We start from the raw sequence: 17,662 nt of genomic DNA on the forward strand, positions 1-17,662 counted from the left end.
TCATGCGACGAGCAGCAGTTCTCACCGAATACGACGAACCGCTTACAATTGAAGACCGCGATCCAGTTGATCCTGGTCCAACTGGAATCGCTGTTGAGACCGAAGCGTGTGGTATCTGCCGGAGTGACTGGCACGGCTGGAAAGGCCACTGGCCTGGGGCACCGCCTGAAGGCCATGTTCTCGGTCACGAACCTGCCGGCACCGTTGTCGCTGTCGGTGAAGAGGTCGACGGCTTCCGTGAAGGCGACCGTGTCGGTATCCCATTCAATGTTGCCTGCGGCCATTGTGAACACTGTTGGGATGGTGAGTCTCAGCAGTGTACTGATGGACTCAGCCTCGGCTTCAGTCCGGATTTACCGGGAGCGTTCGCGAGTGAATTCCAAATTCCGCACGCGGACTTTAATGCGATGCACCTTCCGGAGAACATGACAGCGACTGAAATGGCTGGCCTTGGCTGTCGATTCGCAACATCGTTCCACGCTCTCGCCCATCAAGCAACAGTTAAGGCCGGCGACTGGCTTGCCGTGCATGGTTGTGGCGGACTCGGCTTGTCCGCTGTCCATATCGCTAACGCACTTGGCGCAAACGTTGTCGCCGTCGATCTCGGCGAGGACGCCCTTACCCTCGCAGAGGACGTTGGCGCTGTAACTACAGTCAACGCAGCCGCTGTCGACGACGTTCCGACAGAGGTACAGTCCGTCACAAACGGAGGGCCGGACATCTCCGTTGATGCACTCGGTATCGCCGAAACCTGCCGGAACTCAGTCGACTGTCTCGGCACGCAAGGCCAGCACGTTCAGGTCGGGATGACCACCGACGAAGAAGGTGGTGAGGTCGCACTTCCTATCGATACGATCGTTGATAGTGAGCTGGAAGTCGTGGGCGTCAAAGGAATGCCACCGAACCGATACGACGAACTTCTCTCTATGATCGCAACAGACAAATTACAGCCACGGAAGCTTATTACAGATGAAGTCGCACTTGACGAGGTCTCTGACCGATTACGGTCGATGGATGATTTCGACACAGTCGGCATCGAAGTTGTGTCCGCATTCTGACTACGATTAGGCCAGCGACGTTCTATTGGCCATTTTCGTAATTTCACTAAAGGAGAGAACAAAGCAGTGAGAAACCACGATAGTAGTGGGGAACCCCGGCAAGTGAGAGAGACTAGGCGGATGAAGACTGGTCGAGATCGTGGATGAGATCCCAGTCTAGTTCAACGCCGAGACCTGGTCCAGACGGCGGTTTCACAGCTCCATTTTCTGCGACGATCGGTTCTTCGAGAAGGAAATCTCGTGACTCAGGCGTCCAGCCTGGCGGCTCAATCGGGTATTCGCACCATGACGGATTCGTACATGCCAGCATGTGGAGGTTCGCTGCGAAGCCGAGGCCGTCGTTCCATGTGTGCGGTGCAAACTCAAGGCCATGTGTTTCAGCCATGCCGGCTACTTTCTTCCCGTTGAGGATACCCGTAGCAAGGACAGCATCTGGCTGCAGAATATCGAGCGAACCCTGCTTGATGAACTCGCGGAAATGGAACATTCCGTTATTGAATTCGCCGCCTGCGATCGGAACATCCGTTTTTTCACGAAGGCGGGCCAGCCCCGCGTAATTCCGTCTATCAAGCGGTTCTTCGAGCCAAGCGACACCACCAATTTCTTCGAGGTCACGGGCGACCGACAGTGCCTCCTGGAAACTCCACTGGTTTTCCTCAACCATAGGGACGCTCCATCCCTGATTAGCGTCGACCATCAATGTCAGGTTGGGATACTCTTGCCTAACTTGACGCGCGACTTCAAGATCGACTTCAGGATTGTTGGAATCAATGCGAAGTTTTACTGCCTCAAATCCTTCTTCAACGCGATTGGCAACATATTCAAGACGGTCCTCCGCTGACTGTCGTTCGCCAGTTGAGGCGTACGCTGGAAGCGGTTCATCGTCACCGCCGAGTAACTCATAGACGGGTTTTCCCGCCTCTTTTCCTTTGATATCCCAGAGTGCAGCTTCGAAGTGCCATGGTCGTGGTCCCCAAAGATTGAGGGGATCGAGTTCTTCGACGATCTCCTCAACGTTGCGTGGGTCTTTCCCAAGGAGGAACATCTCGGCCAGTTCCAGATACTCCATCCGGCCGGCGAATCCGGAGGCAGTCGTTACCCCACTGATGCCTTGGTCTGTTTCTAACTCGAAAAGCAGCACCTCGTGTTCGTCTTGTTCGTAGCCGGGCTTCCACGCAGGTTCCCAACTATTGTCCAGTGGATACCGAAGATGGTATTGGTTGATATCAGTGATTTCCATGGAATCCGTCGGAGGTCTCCGACGCTGCCGGTAGTTTCTATCGTTCTGTGATAAGGGTTGACCTGAACATATCCATTCGATACTCGCTCACTTTCCAACTAGCACTTTTTCGAATCCTCTTTTCGCATACTCTGTAACCAACTTAGCTGCTCTCATCGGCTATCAGATTGTGGAACTCACCTACAAGTAGTAACTTCCAAGTCTTACCGTCAACCGAAATTAAACACTGCCCATTTCCAACAGAGAGACTATAATTCGTGGGACAATTCTTTCGAACGAGCTATGCCGAAACGCATCCTCGTCCCTGTTAGTCCGTTTGTTCCCTGGGCAAGAGCGCTTGCCACCGCAATTGTTGACTTAGAAGAACCAGACACTACTGAACTAATCCTGCTGCATGTATTTACCGAGGAAGAAAAACAAGCCGCTCTCGCTGATACTGACCTCGGAGACAATTCAGATATTACGCGTCTCACTAACTCACAGTCAAATATCGCTGCAGCTCAAGACATCCTCACTGAAGCAGGATTCACGATCACGACCCGTGGCACGGTCTCAGACAATCTCGGCGAAGCAATCCTCGACGCAACAGAAGCAGTCGATGTCGACTGCCTCTATCTCTTCAGCAGACGACGGAGTTCCGCTGGCAAAGCTGTCTTCGGGAGTACCATCCAGCATATCCTGCTAAATGCTACTGTACCGGTTCTCACTATTCCCCCTACGGCAGTATCATTTACATCTGCAAACAATCCGTGAAACAGTACTGAGCACAGTACTTTGTTATCGATTTTTATACTACTCAGTAGCTGTTAGCTGGAGTGAGCTAGATTAACGTATTCAGCAACAAATTCTACTACCCGTCGTTCTGCTTTACGAAGATGCTGTGATACCGTTGTTTTCGCGAGCTCTAATTCCTCGGCAAGCTCCTTTAGCGTCGTTTCACGCGGTCGCTCGTAGTATCCCATCTCAATGGCCGTATCTAGTATCTCTCGTTGTCGGTCAGAAAACGATTGCAAGAGATTTTGCCACTCGGTTACACTCGGAACGACATGAGTCTGGAAATCTTTCGTGATTCGTTCGACTTGTACACTGCCAAATTCCCGGAGCAGATTCACTGCCTCGGAGATACTTTCCCGATCCTCAACTAGCAGATCAAACACCATTTGACCATTTTCTAGCTCACCGAATGCTCCAAATGGTAGATAGCCTTCGTACAGGAGGATTTGTAGTGGTGTGTACTCCATGTAGTTGCCTCGGATGAGGACTGTTACTGTCAGTCGATCACGATACTGGAACTGGCTTGATTCGATTACATCTAAAGATTCAGTATTATCATGCTCCCGTATTGTCCGGAGAACATCATCGAAATTCTCCTCAGTGAGATCAAGACTCATAATCCCCAAATATCGCCGTCCACGAAATGTAGATGCCAGAAACTGTCCGCTCACGTCGTAGCCACGCAGATCCGTCGTCCAATCCCCTTCGTAATTCACCCGGATCCGTACACTCAACATTCTTCTGAACCTCTTGTAGAGTCAACCCACAAAAGCAATTCGATGGTAGAGCGTTACAAACCCCTGAATTCCAGTTAGATAACCAAGCAGAGCGATGTCATAGTCTTCTTCCTCTGTCAAATAGAAGATTCTTTTCTCAGATTTCCATAACCGACGAAAGCAGAACCCGGACGGATAGAAACAGATGTGAAATCACTTTAGTGATGGTTGAACAGCTAGCGAAGGCTACGTCCGAAAAACCGTTCAAGTATATTTTAGCTTCCTGTTTTCTCCTTTTTCCCCATCGTCTCGTTCAGTATCTCAGCGATCGCCTGACGTTTGAGGAGAAGAAACCCAGTGAAGACAACGAGGAACCCAATGACAGTGAGCGGTGTGATAGATTCTCCTAAAGCGACAACTCCCACCACCGTAGCGACAACTGGTATGAGGTAGGAAATGAGCGACGTTTCGAGCGCGCCCCGGACCTCTAGAAGAGTAAAGTAGATAAAAAAGGCGATAGCGGTGGCAAAAACTCCAAGATAGGCAACAGAAACACTGGCTTCAAAAGATGTTGGCAGCGAGAACGATTCGCCGACACCAACACTAACCGCATGAAGGAGGAGTCCTCCAATGAACATCGACCATCCTGAGAGAGCAGCTTTGTCAAGCGTTGGGCCTACACGCTGAATAAGAACACCACCAAGCGCCACACCCGCTACCTGAAGAAAAACTAGAAACCGCCCAACAATTTCGTTCCCAAGTAAGTTGCTAGGATCCGGGCGTACAATCAGGCCAACACCGAGAAAGCCCAGTAAAATACCGAATGCACCCATCATCGAGACCCGTTCTTCCGGAAGAAAACCTAACGCCCACAACGATGTCACAATCGGAAGTAAACTCTGTAGGATGGCAGCCATTCCAGTCGACACCGTTTGCTGGCCGATAAAGAGAAAGGCATTTGATCCGACGAGAAACACTGCACCGGCGAGAATGGCACTCATGTTCGCACGGTCAGTCGGCAACTAATTGTTATCCCGGAAATTCGCATAGCCCAGCAGGAGAACAGCAGCGACATCATAACGGAAAGCAGCAAGAAGTACTGGCTCCAGCGACTTCAGCCCGACCGAAATTGCTAGAAACGAAAGCCCCCATAATGTAGCCAGAATCCCAAACAGTCCAACAGTCGCGAAACGATTATTCACAATTTACCAGAGGGGCGCCAGATAATTATTCCCCCCGATTCCGCTCTCCCCAAGATACAACAGAATCGCTCTGCACGAGATTCATGAGTGTCCATTTGATCGCTCCCCTGCGCACAATATCATCGAGATACTGCTCAAAGAACTAGCCTCGTATTCGTTTCAGTCGTTGATTTACAGGAATCCATCAACAAAACCGATCCGTCAACGATCTAGATGATAATGCTGACAAACCTGTCAACATATTATCGTCGTGCCAGCTATCGGTTATCAGCTGTCTCCTCATACTCCTTAACCTGCGGTAACAAAATTGCTAATTAGCTCGCAACGCCGTCCAAACTCGCTCTCTCAGTCCATGAACCAGCCCAAACTATTTACATTTATATATCATTAAAGTCCCTGAATAATCAACTCCAAAATAGCCTAATCTGAATTTGGCTATTCTGTATTAGTGCCTCCTATCGAGGATATTGACAGGCAGCCGTCGCGCCCTGATCTCGCCCGAATCTGCTCCGACAAGGATTCCAACACATTCTAAATTGCCATCAAAACTCGTCACGCGGTCTCGACGGAGAAATCAAGCATCTACTCGAGTAACGCGAACGCTGACCACGATACCGACCATGGGCATAGAACCGAGTTGATACAGCCTCCGATATAATCATCTCTGCATTCTCCAGACCTACCACGGTTCGTCGAAGTGATATCACAACCCCGGGTGTTCTCGTCGTCCAACTCACGCCGACACCACCCCCGGGATGGGGGTAGAACGCACCACTGACTACGGTCGTCTGGGGCAACACCAGTTGAAATCCTGTGTCGATTCCTCTGTATAGACGTTTAAACTAATTGGCTATACGAGCAACCTTTATACGGCTAGTGAATTTAGACGTCCGTACGACACCCGTTGGAGTGACGGACGACCACGGGGAGTCCGGAACGGTACTCGCTTGCCGCTCTCCGTGGTGTTTCTCGTTCTGCGTGCTATCGACGGCGTATCGGCGTGAGCGTCTCGTGTTGCGTTCGTCGGCCCCAGATGTAGGTGGACAAGCGTGGACGAGAACAAGAGCGGCGATTGTGATATCACTCGCGACCGGGGGTGTCTCGGGGTGGTGAGCGTCAGTTTCACTGGACACGTGGTGTCCCGGCAGCTGTTGACACCCGTCGAGTGATATCACTCTCGTTGGTCGCCCATCAGGTACTGTGTCCTATGATGGTCTAGTGTGTCCTGCAACAGTGCTAGTCGTGATCCCACGCTTGCATCCGTTGGCAGCGCCGTTATCGTGATGGCTCTCGGTCACGGCTCGCCTTCTCTCCGTGTTAATCGCACTATCCGTGACTCTTAGACGACGAATAGTTGCGCAAGCACGATTACTGTCAGGGCGAGACAGAGGACCGCTATTGTGTATGCGAATAGCCCGTAGGTTGCTGGATTATCTTCTTCTACCGCTGGCCGGCGAAGCCGCTCAAGACCAGTTCCAAGAAACGTCAGGGCAACGCCAACCCGCGCGAGACTCACGAGGCCGAGTTGCACGTGATAGACGAACAGCGACTGTACTAACAAGACTACGCCGCTATACACAAAACACAGCGTCACAAACCGTGCTGGACGCATCCCGGATGTAGTACTCTTCCGACTGGTATGTGGCTACCGGTGCCGGAGCAATCGTAGCGAGTCGCTTCTACCGGGCTATTCGGTCGTGATCACCACAGCTGTCGCTACCGGCGCTAGGGCGACTATCGCTGGCGATGGATGCCTACTCGTTTGTGATGACGGCGACGAACGCGTCATCGAGTCGGCTGATGACGTCGGCAGTCACATCCGCTGGGAGATCGTCGACCGCTTCGAGCGCGTCGTCCAGGCGAGCGTGTACCGCATCGAACGCCGTCATATTCTCATCAGCGTGGTCGACCTCGTAGTTGCCTCGCTGGAGTTCCATGGCGTACATGCGGCCGGTATGTTTTGCGCGAGCGATATCGGTGAGCCAGCGGGCGAGATCTCGCTTCCACTCCTCGCGCAGTTCGTTGGTGTCATCGTCTTCGTCGACATCGGTCGATTTCCAGGCGTCGAAGTTGGTGACGGTGTCGGCGCGCTCGGCGACAGACTGTGCCGTGTCGAGCTCCGTCTGCAGCCGTGTCCGGAGGGTGTCCTTGCTACAGTAGTACGAATCGGCGGACGGGCTCGGATTCTCGTACAGCAGGTCGGTGACGATGTTCGTGTACGTCTCGCGGATGTGTTCCTCGCCACGCTCTTGTTCAGCGTCTGCAACGCGGTTTGTGAGGTGGAGGCAGTAGGTGTCGACGAGGTCGTCAATCGTCTCTCGGGGGACGATACCGTTCTCGTAGGCCTGTGAGCGTGCAAGGCCAGTGAGGATGCGAGCGGCTGGTCGGTGGCTCGCCTTCAGGGTGTCTTCACTGACACGACTCTCGTGGATTTCGAGGTCGTCGCTCCAGTACCCGCCATCCTCGGGATTCTTGACCGCGTCCCGCAGCGTCTTCCAGTCGAGTTCGGGACCGGGTTCGGCAAGGTCGTCGGGCGTGACCGTGAGATAGTATGAGTCGGGCTCGTACTCCCCGATCGATGTGTCGGAGTCGGCCTCGAGATCGAGTTCCTCGACGGTGATCTCGTCGTTCGCGAGCGCCTGAAGGTCCTCTACCGACACATGGCCCTGTTCGATATGCGTGGGGTCGAGGTCGTCGAACTGGTCGGTGAACGCGTCGTCGATGAGATTGCGGAGGAGGGCTCCCTGCGAGCAGTCGTTGAGTGCGGCGAGTGTTTCGAGCTTGGTGTCGCCCTCGTTGTCGGTCCAGAACGTCTTCTGAGTGTTCTTGGGCTGGGGCTCCGACTCGGGCTGCTGTGGCTGGGTGGCCTGGCTGGTGGCAGCCATCTATCGCTCACCCCGTGGTGGGAGGCCGACGTCCTCGGGGTCGAGTTCCTGGAGTTGCTGGGCGGGCCGCTCCACCCTGTCGGTGTCGGGGTCGAAGATGTCGAACTTGATCAGCCACGTGCGGGCGGTCATCGCGGAGATATCGAAATAGGTAGCTGTTGCAGCTATTGTGCCCTCCTGCTCGTAGACTTCGCGCAGGCGGTCGGGGTCTCGGTACGGTGGCTGGCTGCCGTCGTCAGACTGGGGTTGGGACGCTTCTCGGTTGGTGTGGTGGTTGGTTACTCCGGAACTGGTGGTGTTGTTACTCATTGACGTGCACCTCCGATACTGCTGGTGCTGTTGTGGGAGCGTCGTCGGTTGGTGGCGTGGAGAGCCGTGGGAGGTGGGCGATGGTGGTGAGCGTGCCGATACACTCTGGGGGCGTGTCGCTACTCGGGTACTCGGTGACAGTCATCGTCGACGAATCAGACTCGGAGGGACTGCAGTGGTAGTGGGCGTGCTGGACGTGCTCGTGAGCGTTAGTGGTAGTCGGCGGTACACTGAAAACGAGGCGTGGCCCCTTGGAGGGGGTGGGTATGGTATCAGCGACGGTAAGGATGGTGCGTGGTCGCTCGGTGGTTGTGATGCGAACGCGGTCGCCGGGCGACAGCTCCTGGACGAGCGTGGTGGGGTCGCGGGGGTCGAGCGGCTGTGGGACGCCGTGGGTCATTGGTGGTCACCCTGGTTGGGACTGGTGATGGTGTGGATGGTGGCGTGGGTGTGGTGCCAGGCGTACTCGCCGTCGGGTCGGCATTCGTAGCGGGCGAGCCTGGTCTGGGTGTGGTCGTACTCGTGATAGTAGGTGTATTCGAGCCGGTAGCAGTCGTGGCACGGCGTCGCAAAGTACAGGATGTGCTCGCCGGGTTCGGGGCCACGCAAGGTGAGTTCGGGCTCGTGGTGAGTGTGTTGGTAGACCACTCCGGTGAGTGTGCGGTGTTTGGTGTCGACCTGGACCGGATCAGTCTGGGCGAGCGACCGGATCACGCCGTCGTCCTCACGCGTCACCGTCGCTCACCTCCCCCGGCGTGGCGTGGTGGGTGGCCTGGGTGTGCGGCGGGCGCTGTCGCTATCCAATAGGGGCGTGCACTGGTAGGCATTCAGGCACGCACCTCGCTCCTGTAGTCGCTCGCGGTAGTGTCGTGGTGGGCGTTGGTGTCGATCCCGTGGCGGGCTTCGAGGATGTGCCGGTAGTGCCTGCGTGTTTCTGTGGGGGATTCCCCTGGTGGGGTGGAGGGCAGCGTGCTGTTGCCTGTTTTTGTGGTGGTGACCGAGCTATACAGGGTGGTGTCGTCGGGGATCTGGAAGCCGTCCTCGTCGTAGTCGATCCTTAGGCGGCGTTCGAAGAACCGCTGGCAGTCCCCGGTTGCGTAAATGCAGTACAGATAGGGCTGTTCGTCGCTCGTCTTCTTGTGGGTCTGCCAGCCAACACGGAGTTCGACAAGGTACGCTCGCGTGATCTCGTCGTCGGGCGTGTCGCTAGTGGTGGGTTGGTCGGCGTCTTCACTGATGGTTTGGTCGGTTGGCTCGAGGCGTTCGACTGGTTCGAACACCGTCTCGCCGAGTGTGGCCTCAACCGAGAGCGCGCCGCCGTTCGGCTGCTCGTCGAACGACGCCATCAACAACGGCCTCCCGTCGAGGTTAGCTGGTAGTCGATGCGCTTTTCACTCGCACACGTGATTGCACTCATGCTTCGGAATCCTTGCCGAAGCGTGGTCGGTGTCACTAGCACCGGCCTTTTCAGGCGACTCCACGCTTCTGATTGAATACACACACCCAAGCTCCTTAGTATTTACGTTGTAAAAAGTATCGTAAATGGAAGTGAAAATAGCTATGGCAGAACAGATAGACACTATAATCACCGGCCTATAATGACTAGACTAAGGATGGCGGAAGAAGAGGACTTAGACGAACTACACTGGGAGATCATCGAGATTCTCCGCGAAGGACGTGGTACACCCAGCTATCTCGCCACTCGAACGGGAGAGAGTCGACAACTCGTTTCTAACCGTCTCCGTGATCTTCAGATGGCAGATATTGTTAAACAAATCCATAGAGGACTATACGAACTTGATCCGGAGGAAGTCCCCATTCGCGACTAGCAGAGGGTTTCTACCGTGTCGCGACCGCCGAGAGCGGGTAACGCTGCCTCTCGTGGCTAGTTCCCTCCCATGTCAGCGTCGTGGGCTCGCATCCAGCCGGCGAGATCGGGATCAGCGAACGAGATCTCGATATGTTGGCTGCCAATGCTGTCTGACTCTCCATATTGTTCACATAGGAAACACGGTCGGCCATTTCCTCCGTCACGCGATCGCCTTCTCAACGCGACCCCGGCATTGCTGTCACCAATCGCCACTGAACTCGGTGGTTAGTCCACAGCAGTCGGTGAAGTGCCTGAGGTGCCGCTTTTTAGCCTCTTGGTTTAGCGAGACAAAAAGATAGTATCCAGTGGAAAGTTCTCTATACAGTCGCATCTGATCACCTGACGCATGCACTGGCTCAGTATTGAGAATCGCGCTCTTCTTCCCGGGCACATATGGAATCGACTCCAGTTTTTCGTCGAGAGCATAGTCCCGGATTAGAAAATCAACCGCTGACGCCATCACATTCGACTGATTCCCATCCGTGAAAGACTGAACAATATCACCATTCTCATACAGAGTAACAGTGAATGATTCCTCTCCCGACTCATCCGGGGACTGTTTGTCAGTCAGTTCAGACTGACTATCTGCAACCGGAGCTTTCGAATCATTTTCCCTCTCTTCGAAGGCTCCGATCAATTTATCGATGAACTCCTTTGATTCGGGTTCAACCTCCTGAGCCAGCGACTCACCAATCTCATCAACGACAACCTCCGTTACTTCTTCAGCGATTCGTTCCTTCTCTCCCTGCAATCGCTGAACAGCGTGTCGCCGTGCTTCAATACGATGGGCAATCGTTTCTGCTTCCCCTGTCTCTACCAATTCCTTCGAAAGCAGCTTCAGCGTCGACCAGTTCTCTGAAAGCTCCTCAAGCGAGAACTGGGCCAGTGAGACCTCGTCCGGTCGAGAACTGTCCTGCCGGCGGCGGAAAAGTTCGAAACGCGCTCCATTCGTCAGCAACCCCCAATCAACCCCTTTCTGTCGCATATAGCTCGTTAGTTGACCACGATCCCCCTCAGACAACGAGTTGTCACAGCCCTTTGCTTCAATGAAGACCACCGGTGCGTTCTCTAACTGAAGCGCATAGTCTGCACGAGTATTCCCACGACCGATCTGCATCGGATACTCTAATTCGACATCAGCAGAGTAGATATCCCAACCGAGCAGCTCGATCAGCGGCTGGATGAGTTTGACCTTCGTATTCTGCTCATCCATCTGTGGCGTCTGCTCGATCAGTGACTGAGACCGCTCAACGTAGGCATCGACATCGGCTTCATCCATATTGGGAATTGTTGTAGAGTGGTGCTGTACGAGATGTATAAAATCCACTGGTAAAGCGGTAAATGAATTAGATCACAGAACAACTGATCATCTACAGTGAGGCGTGGGGCTGAGAGGCGCTGATAGAACTTTGAGATACTCAACCACGATTTCAATAAAATAGAGATCGCATCTTGATCTGAGTCGGTGTAATCTTCAGTGAAACGGGAAGTATATTTACATGAGTGATAGACTGGTGATATCATGGGCAATGAGTCTCGGATGACTACAGAGCGGTTCTTCGGTGGTGTGGATGAGCGACTCGACAACCTGCAGAAGATGCTACGCTATGTTTCGAACTCGAAGCCAACTGAGACCGAACTTACCAACTGGATCCTTAATCACACCTCGGCTGGAGCCGAGAGTACCGTCCGCCGGAATATTGCGTTTCTCGAATCGATCGACCTCCTCAATGTCACCAACGAAAGCATAGAGTGCACGAATAAGGGCAAAGCGTTCTGGCAGCACCGGGAACCACTTGTGATGTACGAGGGATTGGCGACTGGTGTTGATGGCTTTCGGGAGATTGCACGGTCGATTGCCGCCGGGCATCGGTCGTTAGAAGCGATTCAGCGTGACCCGCAAGAAGCCTATCCTGATTATGATCTACCGATAGACGTCATCACCGGCCATCTTGACTGGCTCAAATCACTCGATCTCATCATAGAACAAGACGGCGAATATCGGATTGCAATTGAGGGCGGCGAGTTTGACGTCGGGCAGCGATACAATCGCTGGTTCATCCACGACGTGCTAAAGGGCGAACGCTACAAGGGAATTGCAACCCCGAGTGCACTACCGCTGATTATGATTTTCACCGGCGACTCGGGGAGTGTCTACGGCTACAACGACGAATTCCTCGAAGACGATACGTTCCTCTACACCGGTGAGGGAACTGAGGGAGATATGACGATGGACAGCGGGAACAAAGCCCTCCGTGACCACAAAGCGAACGGCGAGTCCATTCACTTGTTCGAGGATACCGAGATACCGTGGATCGTCACATACCTCGGCGAGTACGAATACGTCTCGCATAAAACCGATACGCTTCCCGACGAAAACGGCCAATCACGGGACGCGTTCCGGTTCCAGACTGCTAAGGTCGCGATACAACTCCTGCCTGGATAGCCGGGCCTCGGTTGCCCGCTCCTATTCTATGTGCGTGAAAATAGCCGGCACATCACCATACGGCGACTCAGAGAGAATAGCCGTGCTGAACGAATGATCAGAGCGTAGTTTTGATTCGTTTCGATACGATAAGATAGAGATACATCTACATTACTTTTCTCTCTTTATGAATTTCAACGTCTGAAAGGTCAAAACTCAAGGTAGTCGGTATGACGGTAGGTTGATCAACGAGCGGGGAGCCTGCAGGATGAATTCCCGCATCTTTGTATACTTTCGCAAAATCATTTAGTTCACTTTCTGGATTAGTTTCTAGAGTTAATACTTTATTTATATAATATTTGCCAAGCAAATCTTCGTATCGGATATAAAAATACAAGTACGTTATGCCGACGTCTTGGCGGCCTAACTCGGGAATTCCAGATTTAAAGCTATATCTGGAATTCTGGAGCCCATCTTTTTCTTTGAAGTTTAGCTTCAGAGTAGGTTGGGCTTCAAACGATACTCTGTCTTCTCCTGGCTTGATGGATTGACCTTGCCGATGTTGAGTTGGATCTTCTGGTTGGCGCGTGAGAGTAGCGGTAGAAATGTCTGGAGCTACATTGTCGGTTTCTTTAAACACTGAGAGAACAACGAGCTCCAAGTTTCTCCCAACGCCATTGCCGAAATTAGAAAGCTCAATAACTAGTCGGTCTTCGTCAACTGTGTAGTCTTCAATCTCTACCACCGGTTTGTGATTTGCCTCCATCAGTTGCTGTTGCTCTCGATTTGTACGGTACTGGGCGAAGTAGAGAAGAATCAAGAATGCGGATAACGTTCCAGAAACAGCCCCAGAATTATTATTCAGAAATTGTCTCGAACCTGGGTACGATAGAACAAGAATGATCCCAACGATTACCAGGAAACCAAAAATATACCTACTTGAACTTCTCAATTTCATATAACTGTAATCAGTATTCAGAGCATAATCTATCTTGTGTTCAATTTTCTCTTCGTTAAAGGTGGGCCACTGCGGGTTCATCGAATCAGTTGTTTGCCCACTTCGCCGGACCGATGAGCCCGATGTCGCCAGTCAGCTCATAGAGACGAACGCCAGCTGAGGCGGTCCTCAACTAGACAGTCGTATCCAAGCTATCATAAAATAATTATTACATATAGGTGGGATTCCTCGTTCAGATGCGCAAGGACGCTGCGCCCGACGCGGCCGTTTCCTCCCCGACGTTTCGGGTTTCAAAATTCTACTGGGATTTCTACACTTTTATTACCATTTGCACTGATAATGGCTAATGACATCAACGGGGAAGCTTGCAACCAAGTTCTCGGATGTGATACATGCTGTCGATGAAACAATTGGTGAGAATCGGGCCTATGTGAGGGGATCGGCCCACACGACGAAGACGACCGGATTGACGCCTCGTCGCCGAAGTTGTGGACAGCGACCTATTCGAGGGCACTGTCTATACTGTGAAGTCCGACGCCAGCCAGGTACGGTATCCCGGTGGGCAGTCTGCTGATCTCGTCATTGACGCAGAGAATAGCCGCGAATACTGTGAAGCGAAGCTCTTCCGGTTTCAGAAAGCCAACGAACAACTCTCTTCACGCGGCTTCAGCAAGGTCTTCAATCCCTATCAGGACAAGAACTCGCGGTCGTTCGTCCACGACGTCTCAAAGCTCGCCGACTCAGACATTCGCGCGACAAAAACATTTCTCGCTCCTTACTACTGACCAGTCAACGGCGCTGGCACCGGTATCTCCGCCCAAGAAATCGCAGAGAAATTCGCTACCGAGGTCGACCAGTGGACTGACCACACAATCAGCGTCGACACCATCGCCCACTTCTCCGGACTACAGCACCCCGTCCACAAACGCGGCGCCATCATCACGTAGACTCTCGACAACCAGCCTGACCAGTACTTCTAGTTCCTCCCATGGTGGCGTTGTGTGCTCGCACCCGGCTGGTCAGATCTGGTCGGCCATTTCCTCCATTGTACGAGAGCCGTCGTTCTTGTATACACACCCGTAGTGGGTGGCGACCGTCCGATAGTCTAATACAGAGGGTATATTCATAACGTGACTTCCGAGCTGGTCGCAGTTCGATATTGGACGGGACCTGGGTCAAATCCGTCAGTTCTCTCGCTCCGTGTACCACGAAAGCGTTTCACCGATGGAAAGACCCTCTGTCGGGATTTCCACACTCACACCATCCAAATCCCGTATTTTCGGGAGAAGTTCACCGTAGTAATCTTGCCCTGCGTGAATCACAAGATGCACACCAGTCTCGAGGAGCCCGGCTTCTTCGAGTTCTTGGTACACTTCTTCCGCCCAGTCACGCTTTTTTGCGACTCTTGCACCTGTGAGCGTCTCATCGTAGGGTTCGATGGGTGGTCCATCGGGATCGAGTAGGCCGTGTTTCGCCGAGAGGATCCACCACTCGTCGTGTTCCTCTTCGGCATACGACCGCATTTTCCGGTAGTACTGAGACGTATAGAGATCACGGGGTTTCGCCAGCCTATCCTGCTTGGTTTTGACGCAGCTAACGAGCCCGATTTCCCGTGTCATGGTTCTGTGAGCTTCCAGGCAATGACCGCCCCGTGCTGGTGATGGGGGTGGCGGAGGCCACTGAAGGATTCGATGCAAACAGTTTCGATTGGAATGTCGTACCAGTACTCTACATCGAGGGTGAATTTCTCGGCGATCCGTTTCGCACGGAGTTCCTCGTACTCTTCCTCGTTGCGCTCGTAATAGAGTCCGAGTACTCCACAGGGGAAGTCGAATCCGGATTCTGCCAATTTCTGGCAGTCTGTCAGCATCGAGGACGAGCTCCGTTCCGGAAATGGGCTGAAGACGCTCTTATGCATGTTCGGATCGATATTGCCGTTGTCACGTCGGAACCGGATGAGCTTCGCCTCAATCGGCAACTGGTCGCCGTCATTCTCCAGGAGCAGATCGACACGGCGGCTGGAGTCGGGATAGGGTTCTTCGTATTTGATCGTCTCCTCAACGGCGGCCTGTTTCTCTAGCTCCGTTCGTGTCTTTTCGATTTGGTTTTCTTCTTCGAAGGGGCCGATGCCGGGCTTCCACCTACTATGGTTGGCTGTCTCATCGACGGTCGGGATTGCGTCTGCGAAGGCCTGCGCCAATTGTCAGATTCGATGGCTCGAGCGCTTCATGGTATTTCTAGATGCTGTTCTAAAGACGCGGTCAGTTCGTTGGCAAGAGCGGTGCGCTCGGGGTTCTCGAGACCGACTTCTTGGAAATGGGCGTCGAGGGCATGGCGGCTCTCTTCGAGATTCTCACCTGCCTTTCCGATAATCTGCCCGGCTTGCCAGATGATCGAGTCGATTCGGAGCAACGAGATGGGGTGACCGATCTTTTCGCTTACTCGTTCCATCACCTCTGTCCAGGCGGCCATGACCTTGTTCGTCTCTGTGGACTCCGTTATCCCCGAGGTCTCTGAGACGCGCTCGACCTGTAGGTCACACGGAATCGGAATATCATAGGGGAATTCCAGATACTCGCCTGTCTCAATGAGGTGAGCGATATCATAGATTTTCATAGAGAGGACCACCGTCTTCTTTCGCTTCTTATTCTCGATACCATCCGCAAGTTGTTCCCACACTTCGAACGGTTCTACATCCCGGTGATTCGCTAAGAACCATTCTGCGAATCCTGAATTGAGCAACTTCTCGAGACGAGCACTCTTCATACTAGTGAACCTGGCGTTGACCGGCTCCTCCATGAACTCCCATAATATCGTCTCTACATCGGTGAGTGAGCCTAAGGAGCCGTGTTCAAGCGAGATGTCGGTGAGTGTGCGCCAGAATGCTTGAGCGTCTCCATTGAGCTGGAAATCCTGGGTCGTCGCACAAATAACCAGCAGCTGAACTCGGTCGGTATCTTCGAACTCTCGATAGAGTCTCTTGATAGTGTTGTACTCAGGTTCGAACTGATCGAAGGCAACAATCCCTTCATAGCCGATGTCCGCAATCGCTTCTGACACAGCCTTTACGCGCTCCTCTCGCATATTTGTAGTCATCTCATAGAAGGTAACAAGTATTCTGGTCGCAATAACCAAGCCTTCCAGAACGCCAAACGAGCCGTCATGGCCATTATTGACCTCATTTTCGAATTAATTCGGATCTACATTTCTATCACCATATAGGATATTCCTCCGCAAGGTTTTCCCGTAGCTGTCAAACAAAACTCACATCGCAGCTATGGTACTACTCGCCGCCAACCAGCGGCCTAATCGCAGAACAGAGTGGCGATATGCTTCGACCAAACACCCCCGTCCCGCGGCAATGTAGTCCTTTAGGAGTCATCCTTTTGATGACTGTATTTCCTCTGAATCTTCACATTACAAACTCCAATACGAAAACTATAAATATAGCACATTTCTATTTAACATGTAGGGTTGTAATAATATCGATGGATAAGGAATCTCGTTTAGGTCGACGACAATTTGTGGCAGCAAGTGCTCTCACTCTCCTTGCAGGTTGTGCAGGGACGGGGTCGAATACGACAACTAGTTCTTCGACGAAAGGCGACGGCTCATCATCGTCACAGGGCGGAGATGGGACCTCGGAGTCCAAGCAAAAACAGAAGAAGGCGTCAGTCAAGGTTGGGGAAGTTGTCGAAGGCGATAACTTGGCGATGGTTGTCCGCGAAGTGGAGGAAACAGAGAAACTGGGCGAGTTCCAGAAGGCCAAAAGTGGGAACACGTACCGGGTTATTCGAATGGCCGTCAAAAACACGAGCGGGGACTATATCGACTTTAACGGGTTCCTGCAGGCTCAACTCAAAGACGATTCGAACCACGTCTATGACGCCACCGTCAGTAGTACTGACCACCCAATCCAGAGTGGTATCCTCGCAGCAGGAGAAGTCGCCCGGGGAGATATCGTCTTCGAAGTCCCGAAAGACGCGTCGGGACTAAACTTACAGTTCGACTTCACTACTTTCGATCTCTTCAACTTCAACCGTGTCACAGTAGCGCTTGACGAGGAAGCAGAGTCAATCGCTAATCTTGAGCAGTCGCTCAAAGTCGATGTGCTCTCACCCGGTAAGACGTCGTCCCAGAGCGATGTTTCAGTCGTCGTCCATGGCGTTCGCACCGCCTCAGAACTCGGGTCATTCGCACAAGCGGCAGACGGCCGTGAGTACGT

At 52.9% G+C, this 17,662-nt stretch carries 18 protein-coding genes; 5 read left to right on the forward strand and 13 right to left on the reverse strand.

Features of this window, described 5'->3' with window-relative positions; translation table 11 throughout:
- Positions 1-2: 2 nt before the first annotated feature.
- A complete protein-coding gene (locus ACRYA2_RS21540; RefSeq protein ID WP_433632930.1) occupies positions 3-1,058 on the forward strand; it encodes a zinc-dependent alcohol dehydrogenase family protein in 1,056 nt (351 codons plus the stop codon).
- A gap of 112 nt (positions 1,059-1,170) precedes the next feature.
- On the opposite strand, the gene ACRYA2_RS21545 is transcribed toward ACRYA2_RS21540, so the two are convergent.
- The gene (locus ACRYA2_RS21545) at positions 1,171-2,298 is read right to left on the reverse strand and encodes a mandelate racemase/muconate lactonizing enzyme family protein (RefSeq protein WP_433632932.1); all 1,128 of its coding nucleotides are present in this window, start codon (positions 2,296-2,298) and stop codon (positions 1,171-1,173) included.
- A 282-nt stretch (positions 2,299-2,580) separates the two neighbouring features.
- Here ACRYA2_RS21545 and ACRYA2_RS21550 point away from each other — a divergent pair, with 282 nt between their 5' ends.
- The gene (locus tag ACRYA2_RS21550; protein WP_433632934.1) at positions 2,581-3,051 is read left to right on the forward strand and encodes a universal stress protein; all 471 of its coding nucleotides are present in this window, start codon (positions 2,581-2,583) and stop codon (positions 3,049-3,051) included.
- Between the two features lie 53 nt (positions 3,052-3,104).
- On the opposite strand, the gene ACRYA2_RS21555 is transcribed toward ACRYA2_RS21550, so the two are convergent.
- The 8 genes from ACRYA2_RS21555 to ACRYA2_RS21590 all read right to left on the reverse strand — a co-directional run bounded on the left by ACRYA2_RS21555 (position 3,105) and on the right by ACRYA2_RS21590 (position 11,333).
- Positions 3,105-3,539 carry a helix-turn-helix domain-containing protein gene (locus tag ACRYA2_RS21555; protein WP_433632936.1) on the reverse strand — a complete coding sequence of 145 codons (435 nt, stop codon included), beginning with the start codon at positions 3,537-3,539 and terminating at the stop codon, positions 3,105-3,107.
- 524 nt (positions 3,540-4,063) lie between these two features.
- Positions 4,064-4,789 (reverse strand): DMT family transporter, encoded by a 726-nt coding sequence (locus ACRYA2_RS21560; protein WP_433632938.1) that lies wholly within the window; start codon positions 4,787-4,789, stop codon positions 4,064-4,066.
- A gap of 1,955 nt (positions 4,790-6,744) precedes the next feature.
- Entirely contained in the window at positions 6,745-7,875 is a 1,131-nt protein-coding gene (locus tag ACRYA2_RS21565) for a hypothetical protein (protein ID WP_433632940.1), read from the reverse strand.
- Positions 7,876-8,184: a hypothetical protein gene (locus ACRYA2_RS21570; protein ID WP_433632942.1), complete on the reverse strand. Its 309-nt coding sequence runs from the start codon at positions 8,182-8,184 to the stop codon at positions 7,876-7,878.
- A complete protein-coding gene (locus tag ACRYA2_RS21575; RefSeq protein WP_433632944.1) occupies positions 8,177-8,584 on the reverse strand; it encodes a hypothetical protein in 408 nt (135 codons plus the stop codon). Before ACRYA2_RS21575 ends, ACRYA2_RS21570 begins: the two co-directional genes overlap by 8 nt.
- On the reverse strand, positions 8,581-8,919 hold the full coding sequence (locus ACRYA2_RS21580) for a hypothetical protein (RefSeq protein WP_433632946.1): 339 nt from the start codon (positions 8,917-8,919) through the stop codon (positions 8,581-8,583). The genes ACRYA2_RS21575 and ACRYA2_RS21580 overlap by 4 nt, the downstream gene beginning before the upstream one ends.
- Positions 8,920-9,011: 92 nt before the next feature.
- On the reverse strand, positions 9,012-9,530 hold the full coding sequence (locus tag ACRYA2_RS21585; protein WP_433632948.1) for a hypothetical protein: 519 nt from the start codon (positions 9,528-9,530) through the stop codon (positions 9,012-9,014).
- A 723-nt stretch (positions 9,531-10,253) separates the two neighbouring features.
- Positions 10,254-11,333 carry a type I restriction enzyme HsdR N-terminal domain-containing protein gene (locus tag ACRYA2_RS21590; protein WP_433632949.1) on the reverse strand — a complete coding sequence of 360 codons (1,080 nt, stop codon included), beginning with the start codon at positions 11,331-11,333 and terminating at the stop codon, positions 10,254-10,256.
- Between the two features lie 243 nt (positions 11,334-11,576).
- Between ACRYA2_RS21590 and ACRYA2_RS21595 the strand changes: the two genes are divergently transcribed.
- Complete coding sequence (locus tag ACRYA2_RS21595; RefSeq protein WP_433632951.1) at positions 11,577-12,500, forward strand: SRA domain-containing endonuclease; 924 nt, start codon at positions 11,577-11,579, stop codon at positions 12,498-12,500.
- Positions 12,501-12,645: 145 nt separating this feature from the next.
- Here the strand turns inward: ACRYA2_RS21595 and ACRYA2_RS21600 are convergent, their stop codons facing one another.
- Positions 12,646-13,518: a hypothetical protein gene (locus ACRYA2_RS21600; protein ID WP_433632953.1), complete on the reverse strand. Its 873-nt coding sequence runs from the start codon at positions 13,516-13,518 to the stop codon at positions 12,646-12,648.
- A gap of 443 nt (positions 13,519-13,961) precedes the next feature.
- Here ACRYA2_RS21600 and ACRYA2_RS21605 point away from each other — a divergent pair, with 443 nt between their 5' ends.
- Positions 13,962-14,222, forward strand: a complete 261-nt coding sequence (locus ACRYA2_RS21605; RefSeq protein ID WP_433632955.1) for a hypothetical protein — start codon at positions 13,962-13,964, stop codon at positions 14,220-14,222.
- 399 nt (positions 14,223-14,621) lie between these two features.
- Here the strand turns inward: ACRYA2_RS21605 and ACRYA2_RS21610 are convergent, their stop codons facing one another.
- Genes ACRYA2_RS21610 through ACRYA2_RS21620 form a run of 3 tightly spaced genes read right to left on the reverse strand, consistent with a single transcriptional unit; the run spans position 14,622 to position 16,521 of the window.
- Positions 14,622-15,056: a DUF6884 domain-containing protein gene (locus ACRYA2_RS21610; RefSeq protein ID WP_433632957.1), complete on the reverse strand. Its 435-nt coding sequence runs from the start codon at positions 15,054-15,056 to the stop codon at positions 14,622-14,624.
- A complete protein-coding gene (locus ACRYA2_RS21615; RefSeq protein ID WP_433632959.1) occupies positions 15,053-15,637 on the reverse strand; it encodes a transcriptional regulator in 585 nt (194 codons plus the stop codon). The genes ACRYA2_RS21610 and ACRYA2_RS21615 overlap by 4 nt, the downstream gene beginning before the upstream one ends.
- Positions 15,638-15,663: 26 nt before the next feature.
- Positions 15,664-16,521, reverse strand: a complete 858-nt coding sequence (locus ACRYA2_RS21620) for an N-glycosylase/DNA lyase (protein WP_433632961.1) — start codon at positions 16,519-16,521, stop codon at positions 15,664-15,666.
- 440 nt (positions 16,522-16,961) lie between these two features.
- Between ACRYA2_RS21620 and ACRYA2_RS21625 the strand changes: the two genes are divergently transcribed.
- Positions 16,962-17,662, forward strand: a 701-nt coding sequence (locus tag ACRYA2_RS21625) for a DUF4352 domain-containing protein (RefSeq protein ID WP_433632963.1), incomplete at its 3' end; no start/stop codon positions are given.

Source organism: Halomicrococcus pelagicus (assembly GCF_050954125.1).